This is a genomic window from Pseudomonas sp. Pseusp21, assembly GCF_059492145.1.
Genome location: NZ_CP168520.1, coordinates 1,556,993 through 1,581,648, shown reverse-complemented (window position 1 = coordinate 1,581,648; position 24,656 = coordinate 1,556,993). Strand labels below are relative to the sequence as shown.

Below are 24,656 nucleotides of genomic sequence, written 5' to 3'. Positions count from 1 at the left end.
CAGATCAGGCTCAGACCTTCAGCGCTTTCCCGCCAATCGCCACCGCCACCAGCAATGTCGCCATCAGCCCGAAGGCAAAACTCAGGCTGCTGGCGTGGGCGACAAAACCGATCACCGCGGGCCCTGCCAGAATCCCCGCATAACCCAGCGTAGTGATTGCCGGCACGGCGATGCTTTCCGGCATCACCGTCTGCTTGCCCACCGCCGTGTACAGCACCGGCACGATGTTCGAACAGCCGGCGCCAACCAGCGCATAACCCAGCAGCGCGGCTTGCCAGCTCGGGGCGAAGGTCGCCAGAAACAATCCCGCCGCTGCCAGCAGACCGCCAAACAGAATGATCCGGGTTGCGCCCAATGCCCGGACGATCCGGTCACCGGTCAAACGGCCGGCGGTCATGGTCAGTGCGAACGCTGCGTAACCCAACCCCGCATAGGCGGTGTCGATCCCGCGTTCCTGCGCCAGAAACACCGCGCTCCAGTCCAGCGCCGCGCCTTCGGTGAGGAATACGATGAAGCACATGCCGCCGATGAACAGCACGATCCCGTGGGGAACCGCGAACGCAGGCCCCGAGCTTTCACTGCCGTAAGGCAGCATGTGCGGCACGGCCTTGAACAGCGCCGCGATCAACACCACGACCACCACCAGCATCGCCGCCAATGGCGACAGCCCGAGACCGAGCAGGGCGCTCACGCCCGCCGCGCCGACGATCCCGCCGAGGCTGAACAGGCCGTGGAACCCCGACATCATGTTCTTGCCGCTGGCCCGCTCGACGATCACCGCTTGCAGGTTCACCGTCGAATCCACCGTGCCCAGCCCGGCGCCGAACATGAACAACGTGGCGATCAATGCCGGAATCGACGACACCGTCGCCAGCAACGGCAATGCTGCACAGATCAGCAGCGTGCCGCCGGTGGCTACCTTCCGGCAGCCAAACCGCGTGGCCAGAATCCCCGCCAGCGGCATCGCCAGAATCGAGCCGACGCCCAGGCACAGCAACAACAAACCCAACGTGCCTTCATCGAGCCCGGCGCGCGCTTTGGCGTAGGGCACCAGCGGCGCCCACGCGGCGATGCCGAGCCCGGCGATGAAGAAGGCGATGCGCGTGGACATCTGTTCGAGGCGTCCGGGAACGAACGTGTCTTGAGGGGTGAGGCTGGTCATAACGATCCTTGGCAAAAAACGTTTCAGCAGCGGACATCCTTGCACAGCTCTTTCGATGGAGCGAGCCCGCTCGCCTCGGCAGGGCGTTGCGATTTACAGTGGCGCCCCTGTCGACGGGAAAAACAAGGGCCGGTTCATGACGCAGTTCTACGATGCACGAGGCAATCTCTACGGGGTCGTTTCGCCTCGGGCGCTACGCGATGCCGGTATCGATTTACCGACCAGCGCCGCACAGTGCGCGTCGTCGCGCCAGACGTGGAGTACCGCAGCCATCGCGCAGTGTTGCGATTGGCCCGACGGTCAACGTCCCGTCGGCAGCAAATCCCATCGCAGCGATGGCCTGTTGATCGGCCCGTTTCAATCCTCGCCACCCTTCGATCTGCTGATCGTCAACACCGATGGCACGCTGGCTGAACGCAGCGGCAATGGCCTGACGATTTTCTCCCGGGCGCTGCTCGAACAGGGGCTGATGCCGGAGGAGGGTGCGACGCTACGGGTGCATCACGATAAACCGGATGCGCAATCGCCGGTGCCGACGTCGGTGAAGCCAGCGCAAGTGGCGAGCGTTCAGGGCTTCTGGCTGGACCTCGGCCAGCCCGGTTTCGGCCCGGCGGCGGTCGGTGCACTCGGCGTTGAACCGGTGCCGTTCAACGGTGTGGCAGTCAGCGGTGTTCGACCGCTGGCGCAACTCAATCCCGCCTGGGTGCACAGCCAGTTCGTGCGCATCGGCAATCCGCATTGCGTGACACTGGTGCAGGATGAAGCCGCATTGCCGAGCAACGCACAGATGCTTGAAGCACCGCTGGCGGAAAGTCTGACCGCCATCGCCTACGCCATGCCCACCGGCGCCGGCCAGCCGTGCCCGGCCGGGGTCAATCTGCAATGGGCGATGCGCGCCGGTGATCAACGCATTGTGGCGCGGGTGTTCGAACGGGGCGAGGGGCCGACCGCTTCTTCGGGCACCAGCGCCAGTGCGGTGGCGTCTGCGGCATGGCGGGTAGGCTGGGTGTCGGCGGGAGAGGTGCAGGTGGTAATGCCGGGTGGCACGGCGCCGATCCTGCTGGAGGCGCGCGACGGAGAACTGACTGGCGTGCGTCTGTTCGGCACCGCCGTGCGCGACGAAAATTGCTGAAGCCTCAAGATCAGAACCGCCCGACAGTGTCGCTCACCGCACCACTTTTGAATGCGTTATTCGCGCCCGCCTGCCAATACACTGCGGTCGGCGCCTGGCCCCGCACGATGCACTTCCACTCGAGCTGTTGCTGACCTGGCACCTCCACGGTTGTGCTCCAGCGTTTGTTGTTCAGTGTCAGCGCTATCGCATGTTGTGGGTCCCACGCCCCGAACTCCAGCGATGAACCCGCTGCATAGACACTTTCGCCCGGTTGCGGATTGGCGTTATCGCAATGCACGTTGACTGCCACTGTCGCCGGTTCCACAGGGCCGCTCCAGATCCGGATATCGCCGTTATCCCAGTTCAAGGTCGGCGCGTCCTTGCCTTGCGGCAACTGTTGCAGATCGGATTTGAGGGCGATCACCAATGTGCCGCGTACACCTTGTGTGGTGGCGACCAGTCCCGAATAGGCAGTGTTGAAGCGAATCGGCGAATCAGCGCGGATTCCGGCACTCTTGCGCAGTTTGATCAGTTGCCGGATCAGTTGATCACGCTGCCAGTCATACATGTGCGGCCAGTAAACGGTCGGCGTGCCGGGACTGCTGAGGATGTAGGCGTAAGCCAGATTGACCAGTGGATCGGGCAACGCCCAGTGATGTTGGCCGCCGTAGGCGCCGGGTGAATAACCGGTGTCGTGGTTGTCGACAAAGGTCACGGCGATTTCGCGCCAGGCACGATCCGGATTGCCATTCAAACCGTGGCGCCACTCGGCGAGCGAACCGTTCTGCATACGCTCCTTGAGGGCGAAATCAAACACCGTGCAGTGCGAGCGATCCGACCAGTCCTTGAGCACATCCTGCCAGCTCGCATTGTGTCGCCAGTCGCCCGGCGGGTATTCCCCGGGGCTTTTCCAGTTCTCGCCGACGCAAAATTGCTGGTTGCCGAAGGCGTTCATCCAGCGATCCACGGTTTCCGGCGCGTAGCCACGGACAAAGTCAAAGCGCAGGCCTCGAGCACCGTAGTTGTCGCGCAGATTGATGAACTCGTTTTTGAAGGTTTCGAAGACTGTTGGATTCGCAGTGTTCAAATCCGCCCTCCCATCCACAAACGCGTCACCTTCGTCACAATTTGCGCAGTCGTGCCGCCGTTCGTTGTTCCCTGCCGGGAACAGCGGAAAGACCGCTTTATCGTCCGTGTGATTGGGCACGACGTCGAAGACGACTTTCACGCCAGCGTTGTTGAACGCCAGCACCGCTTGTTTGAGTTGCTGATCAGTGCCGTAACGGCTGTTTTTGTCGAAGCTGTTCCAGAAGTAGCCTTCTCCACCACCGGAGGTCTGAGCCTGGCTGTCGGTCCAGCTTGAGTTGTCCGTCCAAGGGGGCGGTAACCAGACAAGGGTGAATCCGTCGTTGCCAATGGTCGCCGCCTGTTGAGCAAGTACTGAATACCAGGGGGTTGGATTGCGGCTGGAATTCCAGTGGAAGGTTTGCAGCAGAATATTTTCACCGCCGCCGTTGCGAACTGCCGCGCTCGCAGAGCTGGTGGCGGTGACGGCGAGGCCAAGCGCGAAAATCAGAAGAAGTGGTGAAGTCCCTTTCATGATCGTCCCCCCGGGAACGATGGATCCCTTGGGGTTTACTGTGAGCCGACACGCAGCGCTTGTCGCCTGTCAGATCTGACAGGTCGGCTCTATCGTTTTGCGATAAAGCCGCCCCGATCCATAACCGTTCATTGGCCTTTGAACAGTTTCACGGCGACAACAGTGTCATCGACCACCGTCACATACAGCAGGGCTATGGGCTGTGTCTCGGGGCTTTGAAAGCACTCGACGATCACAGCCTGCGCCGAGCAGGCTTGCAGCGCCAAACGGTCTGCGTGCCGCAATTGGCGTTTCACGGCGGCACTCAACGGAATGGGTGAATGGCCCTCGCGAACGTCAGAGCAAAATCTCGAAGTGACTTCTCTCGGGGTGCGTGACGGTGGTGATTCAAGGCCCGCGTCTGCAAACAGATGATTGAGTTGCTCCGCCGCACTGACCGCTCGGGGGAAACCGGCGAAGGCCGAAGTCTGCAGCAGTATTTCAGTCAATTCACCCGGTGCGAGGCCCGATGCCAGGCCGGTTTTGAGGTGCACGCTCAGCGGTGGCCCGACCATGCCCGAGGCGACAATGGCGGCAAACGACACCGCTTCGCGTAATCGCGGATCAAGACCGGGACGTGAGTGTAAATGCCCGTACACCACGCCAACGGCAAGTTCGCGCAGTGCGGGAACGGTATGAAACAAGGCGTCGAGCCTGGCCCCTCCATCGGGTACGAGTTCGACAAACGTATGGCGGCCTTCCTGGTAAAGCGTGGCCATGGGATCGGAAGTGGTCTTTTGATTCATGTCGCGTCCTCACGGATCAATGAGGATGGCAGCGGAGCAACTACGCGCGAACTACGGCATGACAGTGCGTCCATCGGAAGAAGTCGGCGCCGTTGCAGCGCCGACTTCTACACCTTAGACGAATTCCACCACCGGCATCTGCCGCTTCATCAGCACTTTGCCGTCGCGGATCGAATACAGCGGCAGGCCCTGGCTGCGGATCACTTCGTAATCGCTGTCCGCCGACAGGATCAGCAGGTTCGCCGGGCGGCCCTGTTCCAGGCCGTAGCGTTCACCGAGGTGCATGGCTTTGGCGCTGTTGTCGGTGACCAGATCCAGTGCGCTCTGCAGGTTGCGATAACCGAGCATGTGGCAGATGTGCAGGCCGGCTTCGAGGACCCGCAGGATGTTGCCGTTGCCCAGCGGATACCACGGATCGACGATCGAATCCTGGCCGAAGCAGACGTTCATCCCGGCTTCGAGCAGTTCGTTGACGCGGGTCACGCCCCGGCGTTTCGGGAAGTTGTCGAAGCGCCCTTGCAGGTGAATGCTTTCGGTCGGGCAGGAGACAAAACTGATCCCCGAATGCCCGAGCAGGCGGAACAGTTTGGCGCAGTAGGCGTTGTCGTAGGAGCCCATCGCAGTGGTGTGGCTGGCGGTCACGAGGGCGCCCATGTCGCGGCTGCGGGCCTCTTCGGCCAGCACTTCGAGGAAGCGCGAATGCGGGTCGTCGGTTTCGTCGCAGTGCACGTCCACCAGGCAGCCGGTGCGCTCGGCCAGGTCCATCAGGAACTTCACCGAGCTGACGCCTTGGTCGCGGGTGTACTCGAAATGCGGGATCCCGCCGACCACATCGGCGCCCATGCGGATCGCTTCTTCCATCAGCTCGCGCCCGTTGCGGAACGATTCGATGCCTTCCTGGGGGAACGCGACGATTTGCAGGTCGATCAGGTGACGGCTTTCCTCGCGCACTTCAAGCATCGCCTTGAGCGCAGTGAGCTGCGGATCGGTGACGTCGACGTGGGTGCGCACATGCTGGATGCCGTGGGCGGCGAGGGTCTGGATGGTTTTCTTCGCCCGGGTCTTGGTGTCTTCCTGGGTGATGGTGACCTTGCGCTCGCCCCAGCATTCGATGCCTTCGAACAGCGTGCCGCTCATGTTCCAGCGCGGCTCGCCGGCGGTCAGGGTGGCGTCGAGGTGGATGTGCGGCTCGACGAAGGGCGGCACCACCAGATTGCCGCCGGCATCGAGGTCGTCGGGGCCCAGGGTCGGCGCTTCGGTCTGGCGCGCGATGCTGCGGATCAGGCCGTCTTCGAGGTGCAATTCGTGCAGACCTTCCTGGTTGCGCAGTCGGGCGTTGATGATGTGCATCGGGCGAATCCTTTTATAGATCTTGTAGAGGGGCGGCCGCGTTGCGGGCGCCGAGCAGGCCGGTCACTGCGATATACGTTAACGCGGCAACGGCGATCCCGACCAGCGGCGCGACCCATGGCGAGCCGAACGCGGCGACGGTTCCGGCCGCGTAAGCCGCCAGCCCCGGCCAGTTGAACGCCGGTAACCGTGCGTCGGCCAGACGCGGATAACGCCCGCGCCAGCGGAAGAAAAAGTCCGCCATGATCACCCCGCCAATCGGCGGGATCACCGTGCCCAGCAGGATCAGATAAGGCACCAGCATGTCGTACATGCCCAGCAGCGCGAGCGCCGTACCGATCACGGCACCGGCCAGGGTCACGGTCTTGCGGCGCCCGGTGCGCAGCAGGTTGCAGCCGGCGACGGCGAAGTTGTAGATGGTGTTGTCCTGGGTGCTCCAGATGTTCAGCAACAGCATCGCCATCGCTGCCATGGCGAAGCCCTGCAACAGCAACACTTCGACCACGTCGGGCTGTTGATAGACGATTGCGCCATAGGCGCCGATCAGCACCATCAGGCCGTTGCCGATGAAAAAACCGATCAGGCTGGCCAGCACCGCGACCCGCGCCGAACGGGAAAAACGCGTCCAGTTGGTGGCCTGGGTCGCGCCGCTGACGAAGGTGCCGAACACCAGTGTGATGGCGGTCGACCAGTCCAGCGAACCCGTCGGTACGACGCTGAGCAAACCGTCGAGGCCGCCGACCTTCACGGTCGCGACCCACATCGACAGCATCAGCAGCAACATCATCGCCGGCACTGCGATGTACGACAGAATCTCCAGCCCGCGATAACCGACATACGCCGTGGCGCAGAACACCAGGCCGAACAGCACCATCAGGCCCAGCACCGTGGCTTCGTTCAAGTCGAAATACTTGCCGAGCACCACCGCCGCCGTCGCGGTGCCCCAGGCGTACCAGCCGATCTGGGTGAACCCGAGGATCAGGTCGCTGAGCTTGCTGCCGACTTCGCCAAAACAGAAGCGCCCCATCAGCACCGAATTCAGCCCGCTCTTGAAGGCGATGTAGCCGAGGCCTGCGGCATACACACCGAGCAGCAGATTGCCGATGACGATGACGGCGAGCATTTCGCCGAAGTTGAACGCCACGCCGAGCTTGCCGCCGGCAAACATGGTCGCGGTGAAGAAGGTGAAGCCCAGCAGCACCATCGCCGTGGAGGCCAGGCCTTTGCGCGCGTGCATCGGCACTTCACTGAGGGGGTAATCGTTGCCGGGATCGTTTTGCGTCATGGGGCGTTCCTTGCTGGAAAGGGGAGGACGCGAAGTGGTTGCAGCGGTCGTGCCAAACGCGATGTTGCGGGTATTTATAGACGAGACACGGATGATCGGCGCGAAAGCAGTGCATCGGGCGCCCTACCGAACCATGTGGGAGCAGCTGGTCCCACAGGGTCACGGGATTGGATCAGAGGAACCGCAGCAGCGCGGCGACTATGGCTTCAGGCGCATCCTCCTGCACCAGATGCCCGGCATTCGGGATCGGATGAAATTGCGATCCTGGAATCATCTTGTGCAACTCACGCCCGCGTTCGATGGGTATCCACTGATCCTCTTCCCCCCAGAGAATCTGCACCGGGCAACGGATCGTCGGGTACAGCGGCTGTGCCTCCAGCGTGTAGCGCTGATCCATCTGCGCGATCTGCCGGTAGAACGCCGCTTGCCCCGGATCGCCCAGCCACGGCTGCACGTAGGGCGCCAGTTCGTCATCGGGAATCTCCCGGTGAATCGCCCCGCGAATGTAGGCCGGCACGATGGCGCGCTGGATGTAATCCGGCAGGCCGCTGAACGCCGCTTCATGCTGGCGCACGTGCTGCACGAACGGCGAGCCCCAGGGCGTCAGCGCCACCGGGTCGATCAGAGTCAGGCTGCGGTAATCCTTGCCGTTGAGCAGATGCGCGCGCAGGGCGGTGGCGCCGCCGAAGTCGTGGGCGACCACGTCCGGGCGTTGCAGATTCCAGTGATCGAGCAACTGCGCGAGCAATTCGTTCTGCACGCCGAGGGAGACATCGGCGTCCGGTTGCTCGGACTGCCCGTAGCCCAGCAGATCGAAGTAATGCACCCGATGGGTGGCGAAAAAGTGCGGCGCGATGCGGTGCCACACGTAAGACGAGAAGGGCGTGCCGTGCACGAATACCAGCGGCGGGCCGTCGCCGTGCACCCCGTGGCGAATCTGTTGCCCGTTGAAATCAAAGACCTGATCCAGCAGCCAGTCCGTCATGGGCCTGCCCTCTTGGCGGGTTCGAGCCAAAAAGCATAGGCGTAAAAAACCACCGGTCTCGGTGGTTTTTTTGTGTCGCGGGAGTTACTCGCCGCGATAGATGCAACCGCTGGTGCAGGTCTCGTGGATGCGGATCGCACTGAGTTCCGGCAGCAGGGGCTTCAATTCATTCCAGATAAATTTGGCCAGCACTTCGCTGGTCGGATTCTCAAGGCCCGGAATGTCGTTCAGGTAATTGTGGTCCAGACGCTCGTACAGCGGCTTGAAAATCGCCTTGATCTCGGAAAAGTCACGGATCCAGCCGGTGTGCGGATCGAGGTCGCCGCTCAGGTGAATCGCCACTTTGAACGAGTGACCGTGCAGGCGTCCGCACTTGTGGCCGTCCGGTACGTGGGGCAGGCGGTGGGCGGATTCGAACGTAAATTCCTTGAAGATTTCCACAGTGATTTCAGCTCTGTTCAGATGGCGTTCGCCGCAGCGAATTCGGGCAGGCGGCGAGTTTATCAGCTTGTTCCCGGCTGTGCTGACTAAAGGGTCAGCAAGCGCTCGGCGAGGCGACCATTGGCAGTCAGTTCGAGGAATTCGTCGCCCAGCCGGCGGCTCTCGTCCATCGCCGCGCGCCAGTATTTCTGCCGGCTCGGCGCATCGCCCATAAAGCGCTTGAAGTCGTTACGGTCGGGGAGTTTGCCGTAGGGCAGGCGCGCCAGGTATTCCTTGGACGGCGCGAGCAACAGCACGTCCTGCAAGCGCTCCACCGACGCCTTGCGCCACGGCAGGGTCTTGTCGAACCAGCCCGGAATCACCCGGTCGGTGAAGTGCGGATACAACACGATGCCGTCGCCGCTGTAGGGCAGGTCGAGGTGATAGTCGAGCAGACCGCCGTCGCGGAACGTGCCGGCACCGGCGCCCGGCAGGTCGCGCACGCCTTCCATGACCATCGGGATCGAGCCCGAGGCCAGCAGCGCCTGACGCAAGTTGCCGGCGTCGAGGGCGACGAAACGCGACGGGAAGTCGTTCAGCGCATGCACCGGCGGCGCCAGGCGCGGGTCGTGGATGATCAGCCGTTCAAAATGCCGCGACAGCCGCGCACGGCCGCGCAGGTTGTCGGCGATCACCGAACCCAGCGCCAGCCCGAGCCGGCCGCGATGGTCGTCCGCCAGCCCGCCGTGGCTTTTGACCACCATGATGTTCAAGCGGTAATGGGCGTTGGTCAGAAGGCTCGTGTCTCGGCCGTCGAGCAGGTCATCGAGCATGCGCTGCGAACTGCGGCTGACCTCGCCGATGGTCACACCTTTGTTGAAGTTCTGCTCGGTGTACAGATGACCGAGGCGGCGGATGCCTTCGGCGGCGTCCGGCAGGCAGGCGCTGGCGAAGCGCCAGGAACCCACCGACGCACCGATCAGCGAGCGCTCGCGCGGCGCCTTCGGCAACCACTCGCCGAACAGCGCCAGATCCAGGCCCTGAATCCCCAATGCCTTGGGCCCACCGGCAGCGCCGGGCAGGGTGCCGACGTCGGCGGCGTTCAGGCCTTGGGCACGAATGCGCGCCATGGCCCTGGGGCCGGCCTTGAGGGTGAGGGCAGGGAACTTGATGTGAATGGCGGTCATACCGGTCTCGATCGTTAGCAAGCGAAAGATTATAAGCACATGTTGCCGTGGCTGCAGGAGCAGGCCCAATGATGGCAATTCAGTTTCAGTTAAGTTCGCACCTTTAAGGTGCGGCCCGTAGCGACACATAAAAATACGGAGACACCATGAAAACCCTGACTGCCCTGACCATCGCCTCGATCATCGGCCTCACCGCCAGCACCGTTCACGCCCGTGATCTCGGCCCGGATGAGGCCCTGCGCCTGCGCGACGCTGGTACTATCGTCTCCTTCGAGAAGCTCAACGCCACCGCGCTGGCCAAACACCCGGGTTCGACGATCACCGACACCGAGCTGGAAGAACAGTACGGCAAGTACATCTACCAGATCGAACTGCGTGATCCGCAGGGGCTGGAGTGGGATCTGGAACTGGACGCGGTGAGCGGGCAAGTGCTCAAGGATCATCAGGATACGTAATGAAGGTGAATGTTCGCGCCACCCGCCGTACGGCATTGGCGCTGGTGATGTTTTGCTCGACGGCCATGGCCCGTGACCTGGGTCCCGACGAAGCCCTCAATCTGCGCAAGCAGGGTGTGATCCTGCCGCTCGAGCAGGTATTACACCAGGCGATGGACCGCTATCCCGGCGCGAAACTGCTGGAAGTCGAGCTGGAAGAAAAACACGACGTCTACATTTATGAAGTCGAGTTGCTGACCGTCGAAGGTGTGGCCCGTGAGCTGCATCTGAAGGCCGACACCGGCGAACTCGTGAAAGACAAGGAAGATTGACCGATGCGCTTGCTTCTGGTGGAAGACCACGTACCGCTGGCCGACGAATTGCTCGCCGGCCTGCAACGCCAAGGCTACGCGGTGGACTGGCTGGCGGACGGGCGCGATGCGGTCTATCAGGGCAGCAGCGAGCCCTATGACCTGATCGTCCTCGACCTCGGTCTGCCCGGCGTGCCGGGGCTTGAGGTGTTGGCGCAATGGCGCGCCGGCGGTCTGACGATTCCGGTGCTGATCCTTACCGCCCGCGATTCCTGGGCCGAGCGCATTGAAGGCCTGAAGGCCGGTGCCGACGATTACCTGACCAAACCTTTCCATCCGGAAGAACTGTATTTGCGCATCCAGTCGCTGCTGCGCCGCTCCAAGGGCCAGGCCAACCAGCCGACGCTCAAGGCCGCCGGGCTGCACCTGGACGAGGGCCGCCAATGTGTCGTTCGCGACGGCGCCGACATTCAGCTGACCGCTGCCGAATTCCGTCTGCTGCGCTACTTCATGCTGCACCCGGAACAGATTCTCTCCAAAAGCCACCTCGCCGAGCACCTCTACGACGGCGAGACCGAGCGCGATTCCAACGTGCTGGAGGTTCACGTCAATCACCTGCGACGCAAGCTCGGCAAGAGCGTGATCGAAACCCGTCGCGGCCAGGGTTATCTGTTTGGCGGACAGGCTTCGTGAGATCGATCCAGCGCCGCTTGAGCCTGGGGTTGATCAGCGTGCTGGTGGTCGTCGGGGTGCTGCTGGCGCAAACCAGCCTGTGGCTGTTCGAAGTGGGATTGCAGCGCTATCTCGAAGCCGGGTTGCGCAACGACAGCGAGAGCCTGCTGGTGGCGCTGGTTCGCGGGCCGCAAGGCTTGCAGCTGGATGAGCGGCATTTGTCGCCTGCCTACCAGCGACCGTTTTCCGGGCATTACTTCCGCATCGATTTCGCCGACAGCCATTGGCGCTCCCGCTCGTTGTGGGATCAGGATCTGCCGCTGCTCGAACGCTCCGGGCTGCACAGCAACCTGCAACTGGGGCCGGACGGTCAGCAATTGCTGGTGCTGCGTTCGGACTATCGACGGCTCGGTCAGTCGATTTCCATCAGCGTCGCCCAGGATTACACGCCGGTGCGCGAGAGCTTCCAGCGCATGCGCCAGATCGGCCTCGGCCTCGGGCTGGCCGGGTTGCTGCTGATTCTGTTGTTGCAACGCCTGACCGTGCGCCGCGCGTTGCGCCCGCTCGAGAAGGCTCGCGAACAGATCGCCCAGCTGCAGCAGGGCCAGCGTTCACAACTCGATGAACAAGTGCCGGCGGAACTGGAACCGCTGGTGGCGCAGATCAACCATTTGCTGGCGCACACCGAAGACAGCCTCAAGCGTTCGCGCAACGCTCTGGGCAATCTCGGGCATGCGCTGAAAACCCCGTTGGCGGTGCTGCTCAGTCTGGCGTCGAGTGAAAGGCTCGACGCGCATCCGGAACTGCGCAGGATTCTCAAGGAACAACTGGAACAGGTTCAGCAACGGCTGAACCGCGAGCTCAACCGAGCGCGGCTCTCTGGCGATGCGTTGCCGGGGGCGCTGTTCGATTGCGACGCCGAGCTGCCGGGGCTGCTGTCGACGTTGAACATGATCCATGGCGAGCATCTGGAGCTGAGTTATGTGGCCCCACCCGGTCTGCAATTGCCGTGGGATCGTGAAGATTTGCTGGAACTGCTCGGCAATCTGTTGGACAACGCCTGCAAGTGGGCGGATGCCGAGGTGCGGCTGAGCGTGGTTGAAACGGCGGAAGGTTTTGTGTTGAGCGTGGAAGACGACGGGCCGGGGATTCCCGAGGCGCAGCGGGCTCAGGTGTTCAGCCGGGGGGCGCGGCTGGATGAGCAGACCCATGGGCATGGGTTGGGGCTGGGGATTGTGCGGGATATTGTCGAAACGTGGGGCGGGGTTTTGGTGTTGGGCGAAAGCGAGTGGGGTGGGTTGAAGGTGGAGATTCAGTTGCCTCGGCGGTGAGCTTCAAGAGCCCCCTCATCGGAACGCCGCCCGCCTAACCCTCTCCCAAGGGGAGAGGGAACTGACCGAGTTGGTTTTCCGAGCTACACCGACCTGAAAGTCTTCAGTCGAACTCAGGTTTTGAACACCTTGGAGATCGGCTCCCTTTCCCCCTCGCCCCCCTGGGGGAGAGGGCTGGGGTGAGGGGGTAGCTCTTGATTTTCAGCAATCCCGCATCAGACGCGAAACTGATCCATCAAACTCTGCTGCTGATTCGCCAGGCTATTGAGCGACTGACTCACCCGCGCCGATTCATTCGCCTGCCCCGACAGCGATTCCGTCACATCACGAATCGTCGCCACGTTGTTGTTGATCTCTTCAGCCACAGCGCTCTGCTCTTCGGCAGCGCTGGCGATCTGCAGGTTCATGTCGCTGATCACCGTCACCGCATCGCCGATCTGGCGCAGCGCCGTCACGGCCTGGCCGACCTGTTCGACGCTGCCCTGGGCCTGGCGATGGCTGTTGCCCATCGAACCGACCACGTCCTGGGTTCCGGTCTGCAATTGCTCGATGACCTGGCGGGTTTCTTCCACCGATTCCTGGGTGCGGCGGGCGAGGTTGCGTACTTCATCGGCTACTACCGCAAAACCGCGACCTGCTTCACCGGCACGGGCGGCTTCGATGGCGGCGTTGAGGGCCAGCAGGTTGGTCTGTTCGGCGATGGCGCGGATGGTTTCCAGCACGGTGCCGATCTTCTCGCTGTTGGCGGCCAGGCCTTCGACCTGCACCATCGCCGCGCTCATGTCGGCGGCGAGGGTGTCGATGCTGGCGGTGGTGCGGTCGATCACGGTCAGGCCCTGACGGGTGGCGCGGTCGGCGTCCTTGGCGGCTTCGGCGGCTTGCGCGGCGCTGCGGGCCACGTCCTGGGCGGTGGCGCTCATTTCGTGGGACGCGGTGGCGACCTGATCGACCTGACGGTATTGCTGCTCCATGCCGGCGCTGGTCTGAGTGGCGATGGCCGAAGACTGGTCGGCGGTGTTACGCGCGTCCTGCACCGAGCGTTTTACCTCGGCGATGATCGGTTGCAGCTTGTCGAGGAAGCGGTTGAACCAGCCGGCCAACTGGCCGAGCTCGTCCTTCTTGTCGTAGGCCAGACGGCGGGTCAGATCGCCTTCGCCGCTGGCGATGTCTTCCAGCATGTGGGCCACGCCGAGGATCGGTTTGGTCACGCTGCGCGCCATCAGCCACACCAGCAACAGGCCGATCAGCGCGGCGAGCACGCCAAGGCTCAGTTCGATCAGGGTGCCTGAGGTGTTGCTGGCATCCAGTTGTTGCTTGAGTGCTTCGGCGCGGCTCACCAGCACTTTTTCCGGCACATCGAGCAGCACGCCCCACGACGGGCCGCCGGGAATCGGCTGGAACGGCGACAGCACTTTCAGTTGCGCGTTGCTGTGCAGGCTGCTGACGGTGTTGCTCGAGGCGAGCAGACGCAGCAGTTCGGCGCCGCTGGTGGTGTCCACGGCATCCAGGCGCTGGCTGAGTTTATTGGCGTCCGGGCTGTAACCGGCGAGCAGGCCGGCGGGGCTGACGATGCTCACGGCGGTCTGGCCGTCGTAGAGCTTTTTGCTGGCGCTCTGGCTGATCGCTTGCAGGCTGTTGAGGTTGATGTCCACCGACAGCGAGGCGATGACTTTGCCGTTGACCATCAGCGGGAACACGATGCTGGTCATCAGCACCTTTTGCCCGTCGATCACATAGAAATAGGGTTCGATCACGCATGGCTTGAGCGTGGTGCGCGGGCAGGTGAACCAGGCGTTGGCGGCCTGACCGCTGGGGCCGGTGCTGGTGTCGCTCATGTCGCTTTCCGGCAGGGCCATCGAGGTCACTTTGCCCGGCGTCGGCTGCGACCAGTACAAGGCGAAACGGCCCTTGTCGTTGCTGCCCAGTTCAGCCTGGCCGGCAAACAGCTCGTCCTTGCCGTCCAGCGCGTTGGCTTCGAACACCAGCGACAGGCCGAGCAGATCCGGGTTGGCCTGCAGCGCCGATTTCACCTGACGGGTCATGTCTTCGCGCAGGTCGAAGGCATCGAGGAAGCGCTTCTCGGCCTGCTCACGCAGGAACAGCACCTGACGCGAGAAACCGTGGCCATATTGATAGGCGTCCATGAACTGCTGGCGAATGCCGGCGGCCTGGACCTCGCCTTGGGATTCGATGCGGGCCTGAGCCGATTCGGTGAGCATTTCCATGCTCGAAGCTTTCACCAGTTCGGAACTGTGCTCCATGCGATACAGCGAAAGACCCACCAACAGGGTCACGATACCGGCCAGGCAGAGCCCGGCGAGCAGGGTGATTTTCCATTGGATGGAAAGTTGTCTGAGTGACATGGAAACGTCCTTATTCGATAAATATCTGAGACTTTGCACTGTAACGGCCGCGTTTCGGCTTTCTTTATGGCGTAAATGCAATAGGGCGAATTGACGCATGTTGTGGCGGATATGCCCTGTTCAGCGGATTGATCATGGAAAGTTACACAGTGTTGCGACCAGTCGCTTTGACACTGCGCCCGCGCTGCGGCACAGTGCGCGCCCTTCTAATAAGACCCTCTATGCAAATCCGCTGGCGACCCTCGTGGCTTGTCGGCCGGACTCATCCTGTCTGGCGGTGAATGGCTTTACCGTCGTGTTTTCGAGGTAGTGAAATGAATGCAGTGATTGCTGCGGTCGGCGTCATGCTGATCCTCAGCCTGTCCCGGGTGCATGTGGTGATCGCGTTGATCGTCGGTGCGCTGGTCGGTGGCCTGACCGGTGGTCTGGGTATCGACGCCACGCTCAAGGCTTTCAACAGTGGCCTGGGTGGCGGGGCGACGGTGGCGTTGTCCTACGCGTTGCTCGGCGCTTTCGCCGTGGCGATTGCCAAGTCCGGACTGGCCCATGCGCTGGCCGACAAGGCTCTGGCGATGGTTGATCGCCAGCATGCGACCGGTGGCGGCAGCGTCAAATGGCTGCTGATCGGCCTGCTGTGGGTGGTGGCGATCGCTTCGCAGAACATCCTGCCGATTCACATCGCGTTCATTCCGCTGCTGGTGCCGCCGCTTCTTTATGTACTGACCAAGCTGCAACTGGACCGCCGGTTGATCGCCTGCGTCATGACCTTCGGCCTGATCACGCCGTACATGTTCCTGCCGGTGGGCTTCGGCAACATTTTCCTTAATGAAATCCTGCTGGCCAACGTTGCCCGCAGTGGCGTTGACATCAGCGGGATCAACGTCACCCATGCCATGGGGATTCCGGCGCTGGGCATGCTGGCAGGGCTGGGTATCGCCTTTATCAGTTACCGCAAGAAACGCGTCTACGACCTGGGAAAAATCGAGCAGGTCGAGCAGGTGGCAGTGCAGTACAACCCGCGCAGTCTGTTGATCGCCGGTGTCGCCATTGCCGCAGCCTTCATTATTCAGTTGCTGCTGGATTCGATGATTATCGGGGCGCTGGCCGGTTTCCTGATCTTTTCGGCGTCGGGCATCGTCAAATGGCGCGAGACGGATGACCTGTTCACCGAAGGCATGAAGATGATGGCGATGATCGGCTTCATCATGATCGCCGCCTCCGGATTCGCCGAAGTGATGAAGGCCACCGGCGAGGTGCAGACGCTGGTCGAGTCGTCGGCGTCGTGGATCAACCACAGCAAAGGCATCGGTGCGTTGCTGATGCTGCTGGTCGGGCTGCTGGTAACAATGGGCATCGGCTCTTCGTTTTCCACGGTGCCGATCCTCGCGGCGATTTTTGTGCCGCTGTGCGTGCAACTGGGTTTCAGCCCGATGGCGATTGTCTGTATCGTCGGCACGGCCGGCGCGTTGGGCGATGCCGGTTCTCCCGCGTCGGACTCGACGCTTGGTCCGACCTCCGGGCTGAACATCGACGGCCAGCATCACCACATCTGGGATACCGTGGTTCCGACCTTCCTGCATTACAACCTGCCGCTGCTGGCGTTTGGCTGGGTGGCTGCGATGGTCCTCTGACGTGATCGTTCCCATGCTCTGCGTGGGAACGCCTCTTGTGACGCTCTGCGTCACGCTTTGGGACGCGGAGCGTCCCGGGCTGCATTCCCACGCAGAGCGTGGGAACGATCGGCGTCGAGGTGTCGATCTCAAGCCGCAGCTCAACTTTTGGTTACGCGTGCCGTTAAAGCCTTTAACCACGCCAATAAAACCAAAAGAGTGAGCCCCCATGCGCCTGAGTCTCAAGGCTAAAGTCCTGTCCCTTGCCGTCCTTCCGGTCTTGCTCTTTGCGCTGGTGATCAGCCTGACCACGCTGTTCATCCTTCAGGAACAGGCGCGCAATGAAGTCCAGCAGACCCGCGAACGCCTGCTCGGCGATGCCAAAGCCACGCTGGCCAGCTACGTCGCCGTGGCCATGACCACCATCAAACCGTTGTACGACGCCGCCGCTCCCGGCGACGCCGATGCGCGGGCGCAAGCGATCAAGCTGCTGTCGAGCATCAAGTACGGCAAGGATGGCTACTTCTTCGGCTACGACTCCGAGACCGTGCGCCTGTTCAAGGCCAATGACCCCGAAGGCGTGGGCAAAAGCTTCAAGGACAACCGCGACCCGAACGGCGTCTACGTCAACCGCGACCTGGTGAAAGTGGCTAAGGACGGCTCTCACTACCTGCAATACAGCTCGCCGCTGCCGGGCAACGCGAAAGTGCTGGTGCCGAAACTCGGCTACACCGAATACCTGGCGAAGTGGGACATGGCGGTGGGTACGTCGGTCAACCTCGATGGCATCGAAGCGCAAGTGGCGGTGGTCGAGGCCAAGGTGCAGGAGCGCATGCAGGGCGTGGTGCTGAGTATCGTCGGCGTGGCGGTGGTGGTACTGCTGGTGATCGCGGCGGCGGGGATGCTGCTGGCCAACACCATTCTGCGACCGCTGACCCTGATGAAAGCCAACCTCGATGACATCGCGGCGGGCGAGGGTGACCTGACCCGGCGTCTGACCATCACCAGCCAGGACGAACTCGGTGAACTGGCGGGCTCGTTCAACCGTTTCGTCGACAAGATCCACGGCCTGGTGCGGCAGATCACCGAAATGACCTCGCAACTGACCGGGCTGGTGACGCAAGTGTCGGATCAGGCCCAGCGCTCCGATCAGGCCATGGAGCGTCAGCGTCACGAAACCGATCAGGTCGCCACGGCGATCAACGAAATGTCTGCGGCCGCGCAAGAAGTCGCCAAGAGCGCGCAGAACGCCGCCGTCGCCGCGCAGCAGACCGACGAAGAAGGCCAGACCGCCAAGCGCGTGGTGGCCGGCAGCATCAAGCAGATTCATGCGCTGGTGGACGATATCCGCAGCAGCGGCGTGTCCCTCGACAGCCTGCAACAGGACGTATCGTCGATTGTCGGCGTGCTCGGGGTGATTCGCTCGATCGCCGAACAGACCAACCTGCTGGCGCTCAACGCTGCGATTGAAGCGGCGCGGGCCGGCGAGGCCGGGCGCGGGTTTGCGGTGGTGGCGGACGAGGTGCGGGCGCTGGCGTCGCGCACGCAGATCAGCACTCAGGAAATTCAGGGCATGATCGACCGCTTGCAGGCGGGGACGCAGTCGGCGGTCGAGGCCATGCGCCGCTCAAGCGAGGCGGGTGACGGCACGTCGGCCCAGGCCAATCAGGCGGGGGCGTCGCTGGATGCGATGGCGGATCTGATTGCGACGATCAATTCGATGAACGCGCAGATCGCCAGTGCGGCGGAAGAGCAGACGGCGGTGGCCGAAGAGATCAACCGCAGCGTGCATCAGATTGCGGTGGCGGTGGATAACGTGGCGGATGAGACACAGTTGGGGGCGCAGACTTCGCGGAGTCTGGCGGATCTGGGGCAGCGGCTTGGGAAGTTGGTGGGGCAGTTCCGTATCTGAACCCTGAAAGCCCCCTCACCCTAGCCCTCTCCCGGAGGGAGAGGGGACTGACCGCAGTGTCTTGCGTCATACATCGACCTGAAAAATCGTGTCGATTATGGATTCACAGCCGATCGCTCATGTCGGCGTATCTCTCGAATATCCCCCGTTCGGTTCCCTCTCCCTCCGGGAGAGGGCTAGGGTGAGGGCCGGCTTTTGACTTTGGCGAGTTCAGGGTCTGTCCCAGTAGGGAACCTCCCCAAAACACTCAACAAAGAAATCAATCACCGTCCGCACCTTCACCGACAACCGCCGGCTCCCCGGCCATAGCACCGAAATCTGCTGCGGCTCGACACTGTTCGAAACCTGATAATCCCCCAGCACCGGCACCAGCGTGCCCTCACGCACCGCCTCGCCGATCAGCCATGACGGAAACATCACCAGCCCCAGCCCTTGAACAGCGGCCTGGGTCAACGTGTCCGCGTGGTTGCCGGTGATCGGGCCCTTGACTGCATACGGCGTCCACTCGCTCTGATCCTGCCGGAAGAACCAGCGCTGCAGGCCGGTCGCGCCCTTGTAGGCCAGGCACTGGTGGCGGGCGAGGTCTGCGGGATGTTGTGGTGTGCCGAAACGCATGAGATACGCGGGACTGGCCGCGACCTGAAAGCGGTGCGGCGCGAGGATTCGCGCCTGCATGCTCGAGTCGTGCAGCGGGCCGATGCGGAACAGCAGGTCGGCGCCTTCCTGCAGTGGGTCGATGTAGTGGTCGGTCTGCTGGATGTCCAGTTGCAGCTTCGGATAGCGCTCGCACAAACGGCCCAGCCACGGCGTCAGGTGGCGCTGACCAAACACCACCGGGGCGTTTATCCGCACCAGGCCGGTCGGTTCGCTTTGCTGTTCCTGCAAGGCCTGTTCGGCTTCTTCCAGTTGCACCAGCACCAGCCGCGCGTGGTGGCCGAGCATGCGCCCGGCTTCGGTTGGCGTCACCGCGCGGGTGTGGCGGTAGAGCAGTTGCTGGTTCAGCGCCTGTTCCATCAACTGGATCTGCCGGGAAATCGAGGAGGGCGCCACGCCCTCGCGGCGGGCGACTTCGGAAAAACTGCCGTGGTCGAGCACCGCCACAAACAGCCTTAGCGCTTTAAATCCCAGTTCGTTGAGCCCGTGCATCGTGTGTCCTGCTGTGCGAGTTACGCAAAAGTGTTGTCCGGATGCTCCCATTTATCGCACAGCTGCGCCAGCCGATAATCCGCGCCATCGTTTCCTTCAGAGGTTTTTCAGATGCAGTCGTTTGATGAAGTGAGTGCCGCGCCGGCCCCGGTAGCGCGGCCAGGTTTGCGTTTGTTGCTGTTGCCGTTGGTGATTCTGGCTGGCATGGGGTTGTCGGTGGAGGCGGGGTTGCTCGGGCCGTTGGGTGAGCAGGTCGGGCATTTGTGGGCGACCTTGAGCATCTTCGGGGTGGGCTCGGCGATTCTGTTTTTGCTGTTGTTGTTTGCGGGGCCGCAGAAGGGGCCGGCGCTGACGGATCTGCCGCGCTGGCAGTTGATCGGCGGGTTTCTGGGGCCGATGTATGTGGTGGTGTTGACGCTGGCCACACCGCATATCGGGATTGCGATGACGATGATTGCGATTCTGTCGGGGCAGGTTGGCAAGAGTGTGCTGATTGACCATTTCGGGTGGTTTGGGGCTACGCGCAAGAAGGTCAATGCTGAGCGGTGGCTGGCGTTGGGGTTGATTGTGGCGGCTTTGGTTTTGATTGCGCGGGGGTGAATGATGAGTCTGGTTATTTTGTTGGCGGTGGTGGTGTTGGCGGGTGCGGTGTTGAGTGTTCAGGCGGCGATCAATGGGCGGTTGGGGGAGACCGTTGGGGTTCTGCGCAGCAGTTTGTTGACGTTTGTCGTCGGCGCTGTTTCTACGGGGTTGTTGATTTTGTTTTTTGAGCCTGCTCAGGCGGTGAGTTTGCTGGAGGTGCCGAAGTGGCAGCTTAGCGGTGCTCTGTTTGGGGTGGTTTACATGATGGTCATGGTTGGCGCAGTGCCGCGCGTTGGTGCGGCTGTGGCGACGGTGGCGGTGATTGTCGGGCAGCTTGGGATGGGGATGTTGATTGATAATTTTGGCTGGTTGGGGAATCCCGCTATTGAGTTGTCTTCGAGTCGGGTTTTGGCGATGGTTTGTCTCGGGTTGGCGCTGGTTTTCATGTATCGCAGTAGCGTGCGGCAGGCTGTTTGAACTTGGCGGCCTTTGGGCCGACCAGGTTCTCGGATTATTGAGTACATATCCGTTTCTTCGGGTGCGGCCGCTGGCGGTTTCGCTCTTACAGCGAGTCACTTTGGCAAACGCCGGAATGCCGGCCCAGCCCAAAGTAACCAAAGGTCTGGGCCCCGGCGTTCGGCCCCTCGCTGGGGCTCGGGGTTCCTTCGTTACGGGATTCATCCGGGGGCATCGCCTCCGGTTTGCTTCGCTGCACCTCCTCTCGATGTGTTCGACTTCGTCGAACGGCGCTACGCGCCCACCCCCGGATAAATCCCTCCACTCAGCCTGCCGATGGGGCCGGCACGTCAAAAGCGGTACTCGAGCTAACGCTCATCGTTGTGACTGGTGACTGGTGACTGGTGACTGGTGAGTGGTGTGGGGTGGGAGGTTAGGTGGTTTTCACGTTCTACACTGGTAGCACGGCTTGTTCTTTCGGCCTCAGGCAACCACCACCAGAGGAGTCTGTTTCATGGCAGATAGAAAATGCGATTGTCCGGGATGTCGTTGCACGATCAAGGAGGGTGAACATTCTTATGTGGCGCACGGGAAGCATTATTGCTGTGAGGCTTGTGCGCATCATCACAAGAGTGGTGAGGAGTGTTCGGGCAAGGGGTGTCAGTGTGCGCATCCCAAGTAATCTCGGGTATTGAAAAGGTGGAGCCTAATCAGGCTCCACTTCCAGTTTCAGGCTGTCGTCGTCCAGGCGTTCGGTATGGCGGACGTTGCCGTGCAGGCGGCGGCCTCCGACGTTGACGACGATGGTTTTGGCCTTTTCAAGGTCTTCCGGCAAGGGGGCCGGGACGCGCAGGGCGAAGCGGTAGGGGTCGTTTTCGACGGGTTCCAGGCCAACCGGGCAGTCGACGCTTTTGGTGATGCGACCGAACAGGGTGTCCAGGCCGTAGTCCAGATGCGCCGGGCTGTTGATGGTTGTCATGTGTAGTCCCCCCGAAAGTGTCCCCGCCTGCGCGCAAGCTTAGCTCGCCGGTCGCCATGTAACGTTTTCCACGCCGAATTTTTCTGCCATCGGCTTGCTGGTCTTTTGCACTTTCTCCCGGCCGAAACGCGGGATGCGGCCGACCCCCGCGTCGCAGCTTGCCCAGTGCCACGCCTCGGTGTTGTCCATTTTGTCCGAGCGGATAATGAACGACTTTGGCGTGCCGTGAAGGGTGTAATCGATGACGTACAGTTTTGCGTTGTTCATAAAGCCCATCTTCCTCCCTGTGGTAATAGAAGGATCGCTGGGCTGCGGGAAAATTCACTCGGATTGTCCGACGGTATCTATCAATGGCGAGGTCCCGGTCGGACTGGTTACCATGGCGCTTCGCCAACCCCGATGAATGTTCGCCATGGCCCTCGCTGCGCCCCCTGATCTGAGTGATACCGATGTGCCGGTGCAACCGCTGGCGCGCACGTATCCGCGTGGTTTGTTCATCGAGCCGCATGAGCATGTCTGGGGGCAGTTGCTGTACGCGATGAGCGGCGTAATGTGGGTCGAGACGCCCCACGAGGCGCTGGTGGTGCCGCCGCAGCGGGCGGTGTGGTTGCCGCCGGGGGTGCCGCACGGGATTCGGGTGGTGTCGGATTTGCAGATGCGCAATATCTACCTGCGCCCGGCGCTGGCGGCGACGCTGGATGAGACCGTGCAGGTGATTGAGGTCGGTGGTTTGCTACGCGAGTTGATCGTCGGACTTGTGGCGCAGGGCGACAGCGGCGATGCCGAGTACTACGAGGCACTGGTCGGGCTGGCGCTGCTGGAGCTGAAACGCGCAAGGCGTTCACAGCTGAAGATCCCGTTGCCGGACGATGCCGACCGGCGGCTGATGAGTCTGTGTCAGGCGGTGATGGCCGCGCCGTCGCTGGACATTCCTTTTGAACAACATGCCGAAAACGCCGGGGCCAGCGTGCGCACCCTGGCGCGGTTGTTCAAGGAAGGGTTGGGCATGGGCTTTGCCGAGTGGCGGCGGCAGGTGCAGTTGGCGACGGCGGTGGCGGAGTTGATCCAGGGCGTGCCGGTCAGTGCGATTGCCCGTGAGCTGGGTTATTCGCCGAGCAGTTTCAGCGACATGTTCCGCCGGGAGCTGGGTGTCGCCCCTTCGCAGTTCGGTGTGGGGCAGCTTCCAGCCTGATTTGGCAGAAATTCAGAAGTCCTTGGCCGATGCCGGTCGCCGCCTTTCCCTAGACTTTGCCCATTCCTTTTTGTGGCGGAGTGATCCCATGAATTACCTGATTTCACTGGCCGTCGGTCTGGGTGTAGGCCTGCTTTATGGCGCGCTGGATGTCCGTTCTCCGGCGCCGCCGGCCATCGCGCTGGTGGGCCTGTTGGGCATGCTTGCGGGCGAGCAGTTGTGGCCGATGGGCCGGCAACTGGTCAGTGGCTGGCTGTCCTGAATTCTGTCTTTTCCCTTCGGTGGAGATTTCCATGAAAGCATTGCAATTCGATAAAACCGGCGACCTGTCGTCCCTGCGCTTCGTCGAGGTGCCGACGCCGGTGCCGGGCACTGACGAGGTGCTGGTGCAGATCAAGGCCGCGGGCCTCAATCCCAGCGACGTGAAGAATGTGCTCGGGCGTTTTCCGTACACCACGCTGCCGCGTATTCCCGGTCGGGATTTTGCCGGTGTGGTGGTCGAAGGGCCGCAGGCGTTGATCGGCCAGGAGGTCTGGGGCACCGGGCGTGAGCTGGGCTTTTTCGCCGATGGCTCCCATGCGCAGTTCGTCAAATTGCCGGGCAACGGCGTGGCGCACAAGCCTTCGCATTTGAGTTTCACCCAGGCCGCCAGCCTCGGCGTGCCTTACACCACGGCGTGGGATGCGCTGGAACGCAGCCTGGTCAGTGCCGAAACCCGTTTGCTGGTGATCGGCGGCGGGGCGGTGGCGACGGCGGCGCTGGCGCTGGCCAAAGTGCGCGGCGCGCAGTTGCTGGCGGCGGCGCGGCGGCCGGAGCAGGTCAAGGAGTTGCAGGTGCAGGGTTATCAGACGATTCAGCTGGATAAACCCGAGGATCTGGGCGCGCAAGTCAACGCGGTGTATCGCGGCGGTGCCGACGTGATCTTCGACACCACCGGTTTCTGGCTGCCGGCCTCGGTGGCGGCATTGGCGACCTTCGGGCGGATCGCGATCATCGCCGCGCCAGTCGATGGGCATGTGCAACTGCCGGCGCTGGCGCTGTATCGCAAGGGCGGTTCGGTGGTCGGCATCAACTCGTTGCTGTATGGCGTTGAAGCCTGTGCGGCGATGCTGGAACAGTTCGGCCGGTTCTTCGACGAAGACCTGCTGCCACTGCCGCAAGGGCTGGTCGAAGCGCCGCTGGCCGAAGGGCTGGCGCGGTATGCCGATGTGAATCAGGGCAGCGGTGACAAGGTCATCCTGATTCCCTGAGCGACACCAATGCATTAGATCGTTCCCACGCTCTGCGTGGGAATGCCTCAATGGACGCTCTGCGTCCGCTCTTTGGGACGCGGAGCGTCCCGGGCTGCATTCCCACGCAGAGCGTGGGAACGATCAGTCGATCAATCGATCAGGCTGCAGCGGACGCCTCAGTCTTCACTTCCAGATTATCCAGCACCCGATTCACCGCCAGCTCACCCAGCATGATCAGTTGCGCAATCCCCAACAGCACATGCCGCTGCGGGCCATCCACCAGCCCGGCGAAGTCATTGGCCATCACCTTGGCCGAGGTCAGAGTTTCGCAGGCGTCGGCCAGCAGTTCTTCGTTGTCGATGCCGGGGGCGATGAGGTAGCGGGTGTTGTGTTTGAGCAGGGGGTTTCGGGGGAGCAGTGGATTGAGATAGTGATCGAGGGCGCGTTCGGCGGCTTCGTGGAATTTCTTGGAGTCGAGGGTTTCGTAGGGCGAGGTGGGGTCGGTTTCGGGTGGATTGGGTGTGGGTTTGATCATGGTGAAGCTCCTA

Annotated in this window: 26 protein-coding genes and 1 pseudogene; 13 read left to right on the top strand and 14 right to left on the bottom strand. The window is 62.3% G+C overall.

Annotation, left to right across the window (positions count from 1 at the left end):
- Positions 1 to 10: 10 nt before the first annotated feature.
- Positions 11 to 1,162 carry an MFS transporter gene (locus ACEN93_RS07035; protein ID WP_007955928.1) on the bottom strand — a complete coding sequence of 384 codons (1,152 nt, stop codon included), beginning with the start codon at positions 1,160 to 1,162 and terminating at the stop codon, positions 11 to 13.
- Positions 1,163 to 1,298: 136 nt separating this feature from the next.
- Here ACEN93_RS07035 and ACEN93_RS07030 point away from each other — a divergent pair, with 136 nt between their 5' ends.
- Positions 1,299 to 2,294 (top strand): diaminopimelate epimerase, encoded by a 996-nt coding sequence (locus ACEN93_RS07030; protein WP_495611232.1) that lies wholly within the window; start codon positions 1,299 to 1,301, stop codon positions 2,292 to 2,294.
- A gap of 10 nt (positions 2,295 to 2,304) precedes the next feature.
- Here the strand turns inward: ACEN93_RS07030 and ACEN93_RS07025 are convergent, their stop codons facing one another.
- The 7 genes from ACEN93_RS07025 to ACEN93_RS06995 form a co-directional block, all read right to left on the bottom strand.
- Positions 2,305 to 3,876 carry a glucan 1,4-alpha-maltotetraohydrolase domain-containing protein gene (locus ACEN93_RS07025; protein ID WP_074689164.1) on the bottom strand — a complete coding sequence of 524 codons (1,572 nt, stop codon included), beginning with the start codon at positions 3,874 to 3,876 and terminating at the stop codon, positions 2,305 to 2,307.
- A gap of 128 nt (positions 3,877 to 4,004) precedes the next feature.
- Positions 4,005 to 4,661, bottom strand: coding sequence for a carboxymuconolactone decarboxylase family protein (locus ACEN93_RS07020; protein WP_495611231.1), 657 nt, complete (start codon positions 4,659 to 4,661; stop codon positions 4,005 to 4,007).
- 114 nt (positions 4,662 to 4,775) lie between these two features.
- On the bottom strand, positions 4,776 to 6,011 hold the full coding sequence (codA, locus tag ACEN93_RS07015) for a cytosine deaminase (protein WP_085648185.1): 1,236 nt from the start codon (positions 6,009 to 6,011) through the stop codon (positions 4,776 to 4,778).
- A gap of 13 nt (positions 6,012 to 6,024) precedes the next feature.
- The gene (gene codB, locus ACEN93_RS07010; protein WP_011335109.1) at positions 6,025 to 7,296 is read right to left on the bottom strand and encodes a cytosine permease; all 1,272 of its coding nucleotides are present in this window, start codon (positions 7,294 to 7,296) and stop codon (positions 6,025 to 6,027) included.
- Between the two features lie 172 nt (positions 7,297 to 7,468).
- Positions 7,469 to 8,281, bottom strand: a complete 813-nt coding sequence (locus tag ACEN93_RS07005) for an alpha/beta fold hydrolase (RefSeq protein ID WP_236191567.1) — start codon at positions 8,279 to 8,281, stop codon at positions 7,469 to 7,471.
- An 84-nt stretch (positions 8,282 to 8,365) separates the two neighbouring features.
- Positions 8,366 to 8,722, bottom strand: a complete 357-nt coding sequence (queD, locus tag ACEN93_RS07000) for a 6-carboxytetrahydropterin synthase QueD (protein WP_007955941.1) — start codon at positions 8,720 to 8,722, stop codon at positions 8,366 to 8,368.
- Positions 8,723 to 8,808: 86 nt separating this feature from the next.
- A complete protein-coding gene (locus ACEN93_RS06995) occupies positions 8,809 to 9,888 on the bottom strand; it encodes a patatin-like phospholipase family protein (protein WP_163975941.1) in 1,080 nt (359 codons plus the stop codon).
- A 146-nt stretch (positions 9,889 to 10,034) separates the two neighbouring features.
- Between ACEN93_RS06995 and ACEN93_RS06990 the strand changes: the two genes are divergently transcribed.
- The 4 genes from ACEN93_RS06990 to ACEN93_RS06975 are packed head-to-tail and all read left to right on the top strand — an operon-like array spanning position 10,035 to position 12,636.
- On the top strand, positions 10,035 to 10,343 hold the full coding sequence (locus ACEN93_RS06990) for a PepSY domain-containing protein (RefSeq protein ID WP_039770261.1): 309 nt from the start codon (positions 10,035 to 10,037) through the stop codon (positions 10,341 to 10,343).
- Positions 10,343 to 10,654 (top strand): PepSY domain-containing protein, encoded by a 312-nt coding sequence (locus ACEN93_RS06985; protein WP_064597979.1) that lies wholly within the window; start codon positions 10,343 to 10,345, stop codon positions 10,652 to 10,654. The genes ACEN93_RS06990 and ACEN93_RS06985 overlap by 1 nt, the downstream gene beginning before the upstream one ends.
- 3 nt (positions 10,655 to 10,657) lie before the next feature.
- The gene (locus ACEN93_RS06980; RefSeq protein ID WP_011335105.1) at positions 10,658 to 11,326 is read left to right on the top strand and encodes a response regulator transcription factor; all 669 of its coding nucleotides are present in this window, start codon (positions 10,658 to 10,660) and stop codon (positions 11,324 to 11,326) included.
- A complete protein-coding gene (locus ACEN93_RS06975; RefSeq protein ID WP_163975939.1) occupies positions 11,323 to 12,636 on the top strand; it encodes a sensor histidine kinase in 1,314 nt (437 codons plus the stop codon). Before ACEN93_RS06980 ends, ACEN93_RS06975 begins: the two co-directional genes overlap by 4 nt.
- Before the next feature lie 215 nt (positions 12,637 to 12,851).
- Here ACEN93_RS06975 and ACEN93_RS06970 read toward each other — a convergent pair whose 3' ends face one another.
- Together ACEN93_RS06970 and ACEN93_RS06965 are read right to left on the bottom strand one after the other, a co-directional pair.
- Positions 12,852 to 13,607, bottom strand: coding sequence for a methyl-accepting chemotaxis protein (locus tag ACEN93_RS06970; RefSeq protein ID WP_371262551.1), 756 nt, complete (start codon positions 13,605 to 13,607; stop codon positions 12,852 to 12,854).
- Between the two features lie 102 nt (positions 13,608 to 13,709).
- Positions 13,710 to 13,856, bottom strand: a pseudogene (locus ACEN93_RS06965) (HAMP domain-containing protein); the annotation flags it as partial.
- Between the two features lie 1,457 nt (positions 13,857 to 15,313).
- On the opposite strand from ACEN93_RS06965, the gene ACEN93_RS06960 reads away from it, so the two are divergent.
- Together ACEN93_RS06960 and ctpM are read left to right on the top strand one after the other, a co-directional pair.
- Entirely contained in the window at positions 15,314 to 16,630 is a 1,317-nt protein-coding gene (locus ACEN93_RS06960; RefSeq protein WP_039770253.1) for a Na+/H+ antiporter family protein, read from the top strand.
- Between the two features lie 208 nt (positions 16,631 to 16,838).
- Positions 16,839 to 18,521, top strand: a complete 1,683-nt coding sequence (gene ctpM / locus ACEN93_RS06955; protein ID WP_103387345.1) for a methyl-accepting chemotaxis protein CtpM — start codon at positions 16,839 to 16,841, stop codon at positions 18,519 to 18,521.
- A gap of 210 nt (positions 18,522 to 18,731) precedes the next feature.
- On the opposite strand, the gene ACEN93_RS06950 is transcribed toward ctpM, so the two are convergent.
- Positions 18,732 to 19,667: a LysR family transcriptional regulator gene (locus ACEN93_RS06950; RefSeq protein WP_495611230.1), complete on the bottom strand. Its 936-nt coding sequence runs from the start codon at positions 19,665 to 19,667 to the stop codon at positions 18,732 to 18,734.
- Between the two features lie 111 nt (positions 19,668 to 19,778).
- On the opposite strand from ACEN93_RS06950, the gene ACEN93_RS06945 reads away from it, so the two are divergent.
- The 3 genes from ACEN93_RS06945 (at position 19,779) to ACEN93_RS06935 (ending at position 21,387) form a co-directional block, all read left to right on the top strand.
- A complete protein-coding gene (locus ACEN93_RS06945) occupies positions 19,779 to 20,267 on the top strand; it encodes a DMT family transporter (protein ID WP_039770247.1) in 489 nt (162 codons plus the stop codon).
- Positions 20,268 to 20,726 (top strand): DMT family transporter, encoded by a 459-nt coding sequence (locus ACEN93_RS06940; RefSeq protein WP_170844903.1) that lies wholly within the window; start codon positions 20,268 to 20,270, stop codon positions 20,724 to 20,726. It begins immediately after the preceding gene.
- 493 nt (positions 20,727 to 21,219) lie between these two features.
- The gene (locus ACEN93_RS06935; protein ID WP_074689145.1) at positions 21,220 to 21,387 is read left to right on the top strand and encodes a metallothionein; all 168 of its coding nucleotides are present in this window, start codon (positions 21,220 to 21,222) and stop codon (positions 21,385 to 21,387) included.
- A gap of 24 nt (positions 21,388 to 21,411) precedes the next feature.
- Here the strand turns inward: ACEN93_RS06935 and ACEN93_RS06930 are convergent, their stop codons facing one another.
- Positions 21,412 to 21,684, bottom strand: coding sequence for a hypothetical protein (locus tag ACEN93_RS06930; protein WP_085667477.1), 273 nt, complete (start codon positions 21,682 to 21,684; stop codon positions 21,412 to 21,414).
- Between the two features lie 39 nt (positions 21,685 to 21,723).
- Positions 21,724 to 21,951 (bottom strand): DUF6555 family protein, encoded by a 228-nt coding sequence (locus ACEN93_RS06925; protein ID WP_064597962.1) that lies wholly within the window; start codon positions 21,949 to 21,951, stop codon positions 21,724 to 21,726.
- A gap of 145 nt (positions 21,952 to 22,096) precedes the next feature.
- Between ACEN93_RS06925 and ACEN93_RS06920 the strand changes: the two genes are divergently transcribed.
- The 3 genes from ACEN93_RS06920 (at position 22,097) to ACEN93_RS06910 (ending at position 24,126) form a co-directional block, all read left to right on the top strand.
- The gene (locus ACEN93_RS06920) at positions 22,097 to 22,876 is read left to right on the top strand and encodes an AraC family transcriptional regulator (protein ID WP_170928286.1); all 780 of its coding nucleotides are present in this window, start codon (positions 22,097 to 22,099) and stop codon (positions 22,874 to 22,876) included.
- Positions 22,877 to 22,964: 88 nt separating this feature from the next.
- A complete protein-coding gene (locus ACEN93_RS06915) occupies positions 22,965 to 23,138 on the top strand; it encodes a DUF1427 family protein (RefSeq protein WP_074689141.1) in 174 nt (57 codons plus the stop codon).
- Between the two features lie 31 nt (positions 23,139 to 23,169).
- On the top strand, positions 23,170 to 24,126 hold the full coding sequence (locus ACEN93_RS06910; protein ID WP_495611229.1) for a quinone oxidoreductase family protein: 957 nt from the start codon (positions 23,170 to 23,172) through the stop codon (positions 24,124 to 24,126).
- Between the two features lie 139 nt (positions 24,127 to 24,265).
- On the opposite strand, the gene ACEN93_RS06905 is transcribed toward ACEN93_RS06910, so the two are convergent.
- The gene (locus ACEN93_RS06905; RefSeq protein ID WP_103387342.1) at positions 24,266 to 24,643 is read right to left on the bottom strand and encodes a DUF6124 family protein; all 378 of its coding nucleotides are present in this window, start codon (positions 24,641 to 24,643) and stop codon (positions 24,266 to 24,268) included.
- Positions 24,644 to 24,656 lie beyond the last annotated feature (13 nt).

What these genes read in the sequence shown, in the direction of transcription:
- ACEN93_RS07035 (WP_007955928.1), bottom strand. Translation starts at nt 1,162, where the DNA reads ATGACCAGCCTCACCCCTCAAGACACGTTCGTTCCCGGACGCCTCGAA.
- ACEN93_RS07030 (WP_495611232.1), top strand. Translation starts at nt 1,299, where the DNA reads ATGACGCAGTTCTACGATGCACGAGGCAATCTCTACGGGGTCGTTTCG.
- ACEN93_RS07025 (WP_074689164.1), bottom strand. Translation starts at nt 3,876, where the DNA reads ATGAAAGGGACTTCACCACTTCTTCTGATTTTCGCGCTTGGCCTCGCC.
- ACEN93_RS07020 (WP_495611231.1), bottom strand. Translation starts at nt 4,661, where the DNA reads ATGAATCAAAAGACCACTTCCGATCCCATGGCCACGCTTTACCAGGAA.
- codA (WP_085648185.1), bottom strand. Translation starts at nt 6,011, where the DNA reads ATGCACATCATCAACGCCCGACTGCGCAACCAGGAAGGTCTGCACGAA.
- codB (WP_011335109.1), bottom strand. Translation starts at nt 7,296, where the DNA reads ATGACGCAAAACGATCCCGGCAACGATTACCCCCTCAGTGAAGTGCCG.
- ACEN93_RS07005 (WP_236191567.1), bottom strand. Translation starts at nt 8,281, where the DNA reads ATGACGGACTGGCTGCTGGATCAGGTCTTTGATTTCAACGGGCAACAG.
- ACEN93_RS06995 (WP_163975941.1), bottom strand. Translation starts at nt 9,888, where the DNA reads ATGACCGCCATTCACATCAAGTTCCCTGCCCTCACCCTCAAGGCCGGC.
- ACEN93_RS06990 (WP_039770261.1), top strand. Translation starts at nt 10,035, where the DNA reads ATGAAAACCCTGACTGCCCTGACCATCGCCTCGATCATCGGCCTCACC.
- ACEN93_RS06985 (WP_064597979.1), top strand. Translation starts at nt 10,343, where the DNA reads ATGAAGGTGAATGTTCGCGCCACCCGCCGTACGGCATTGGCGCTGGTG.
- ACEN93_RS06980 (WP_011335105.1), top strand. Translation starts at nt 10,658, where the DNA reads ATGCGCTTGCTTCTGGTGGAAGACCACGTACCGCTGGCCGACGAATTG.
- ACEN93_RS06970 (WP_371262551.1), bottom strand. Translation starts at nt 13,607, where the DNA reads ATGGAGCAGCAATACCGTCAGGTCGATCAGGTCGCCACCGCGTCCCAC.
- ACEN93_RS06960 (WP_039770253.1), top strand. Translation starts at nt 15,314, where the DNA reads ATGAATGCAGTGATTGCTGCGGTCGGCGTCATGCTGATCCTCAGCCTG.
- ctpM (WP_103387345.1), top strand. Translation starts at nt 16,839, where the DNA reads ATGCGCCTGAGTCTCAAGGCTAAAGTCCTGTCCCTTGCCGTCCTTCCG.
- ACEN93_RS06950 (WP_495611230.1), bottom strand. Translation starts at nt 19,667, where the DNA reads ATGCACGGGCTCAACGAACTGGGATTTAAAGCGCTAAGGCTGTTTGTG.
- ACEN93_RS06945 (WP_039770247.1), top strand. Translation starts at nt 19,779, where the DNA reads ATGCAGTCGTTTGATGAAGTGAGTGCCGCGCCGGCCCCGGTAGCGCGG.
- ACEN93_RS06940 (WP_170844903.1), top strand. Translation starts at nt 20,268, where the DNA reads ATGATGAGTCTGGTTATTTTGTTGGCGGTGGTGGTGTTGGCGGGTGCG.
- ACEN93_RS06935 (WP_074689145.1), top strand. Translation starts at nt 21,220, where the DNA reads ATGGCAGATAGAAAATGCGATTGTCCGGGATGTCGTTGCACGATCAAG.
- ACEN93_RS06930 (WP_085667477.1), bottom strand. Translation starts at nt 21,684, where the DNA reads ATGACAACCATCAACAGCCCGGCGCATCTGGACTACGGCCTGGACACC.
- ACEN93_RS06925 (WP_064597962.1), bottom strand. Translation starts at nt 21,951, where the DNA reads ATGAACAACGCAAAACTGTACGTCATCGATTACACCCTTCACGGCACG.
- ACEN93_RS06920 (WP_170928286.1), top strand. Translation starts at nt 22,097, where the DNA reads ATGGCCCTCGCTGCGCCCCCTGATCTGAGTGATACCGATGTGCCGGTG.
- ACEN93_RS06915 (WP_074689141.1), top strand. Translation starts at nt 22,965, where the DNA reads ATGAATTACCTGATTTCACTGGCCGTCGGTCTGGGTGTAGGCCTGCTT.
- ACEN93_RS06910 (WP_495611229.1), top strand. Translation starts at nt 23,170, where the DNA reads ATGAAAGCATTGCAATTCGATAAAACCGGCGACCTGTCGTCCCTGCGC.
- ACEN93_RS06905 (WP_103387342.1), bottom strand. Translation starts at nt 24,643, where the DNA reads ATGATCAAACCCACACCCAATCCACCCGAAACCGACCCCACCTCGCCC.